We start from the raw sequence: 1272 nt of genomic DNA on the forward strand, positions 1-1272 counted from the left end.
AGCATTGGCCGCCGGGTCAGGGGAGGCCGGCCCAGCGGCCGGCGGCGGTGGCGACAGCCCCGACGATGACCACCACGATGTAGGGCCAGTTCAGCTTCAGCGCCAGGGCTGCGGCGGCCAGTCCGAGCAGGCGCGAGTCGAGCACCAGCGCCTGGCCCTTCGCGACGGTGTTGCTGACCACCAGGGACGCGAGCAGGCCGACGGTCAGCGCCGCCGCCAGGGACGGCACGAACGGCCGGTCGAGCACCGACTTGGGCAGCAGGTAGCCCGACACCTTCAGCGCATAGGCGGCGGCGCAGGAGAGCAGTACCCAGATCCACAGCTCCATCAGGCGGCTCTCCGTTGCTGGACGGCCCAGACGCCGGCGGCGACCACGGCCGCGATGATGATCGGCAGGCCGGGCGGGGTCAGTGGTGTGAACACCACGGTGACGAAGGCGCACACCACCGCGATCGCGATCGGGTCGCGTCCGTGCAGCCGTGGCCAGAGCAGGCCCAGGAAGGCGGCGCAGGCAGCGCCGTCCAGCCCCCACATCGCCGGATCGCCCATCGCGTTGCCGGCCAGCGCCCCGATCAGGGTGAACAGGTTCCAGGTCAGGAAGACGCCGAGGCCGGCCGTCCAGAAGCCGCGGCGCTGCTCGTCCGGGTCCTGCTGGGCGGTGGCGTTGGCCATCGATTCGTCGATGGTGAACTGCGCGTACACCGGTGCCATCGGACGGCGCGGGCGCAGCAGCGCCTCCAACTGCATGCCGTAGACGCCGTTGCGCAGCCCGAGCAGGGTGGCGGCGGTCAATGCGCTCAACCCCGTCCCGCCGCCGCCGATCACGCCGACGAAGGCGAACTGTGAGCCGCCGGTGAACATCAGCAGGCTGAGCGCACAGGTCTGCGGCACGGACAGGCCAGCAGCTACCCCGAGAGCGCCGAACGACACCCCGTAGATGCCGACCGCGGCCGCGATCGACAGCCCGGAGCGGACGGCGGGAGTGAGAGTCGGACGGGGCACGCCGGGCAGCCTAACCCCGGTGGGCGGTTCGACCGGCACAAGCGTGAGTTTCGTCATCCCGGACTCGATCCCGGGATCTCCGGTGTGCCTTGGCCGGACGGAGATCCCGGCGTTCGCCGGGATGACGGGTGGGCCGGCATGACGGGCGGGGCCGGGGTTGCCCGCACGTCCGCCGCTCGTCGAATAGCGACCGATTCTGTGGTCGCCCCGCCTGGACGCGCTCAGCCTGGCGAAAATCGGTCGCGGATCAGCGGATCAGCGGATCAGCGG

2 protein-coding genes are annotated in these 1272 nt (G+C 71.4%); both read right to left on the reverse strand.

Annotated elements, in window-relative coordinates; translation table 11 throughout:
* Positions 1-16 precede the first annotated feature (16 nt).
* Entirely contained in the window at positions 17-328 is a 312-nt protein-coding gene (locus tag Q0066_RS04295) for an AzlD domain-containing protein (RefSeq protein ID WP_298130378.1), read from the reverse strand.
* Positions 328-1002 (reverse strand): AzlC family ABC transporter permease, encoded by a 675-nt coding sequence (locus Q0066_RS04300; RefSeq protein WP_298130380.1) that lies wholly within the window; start codon positions 1000-1002, stop codon positions 328-330. The genes Q0066_RS04295 and Q0066_RS04300 overlap by 1 nt, the downstream gene beginning before the upstream one ends.
* Between the last annotated feature and the right edge of the window lie 270 nt (positions 1003-1272).

Origin of the sequence: Micropruina sp. (assembly GCF_027492755.1) — a bacterium.
Lineage (GTDB): Bacteria > Actinomycetota > Actinomycetes > Propionibacteriales > Propionibacteriaceae > Micropruina.

What these genes read in the sequence shown, in the direction of transcription:
- Q0066_RS04295 (WP_298130378.1), bottom strand. Translation starts at nt 328, where the DNA reads ATGGAGCTGTGGATCTGGGTACTGCTCTCCTGCGCCGCCGCCTATGCG.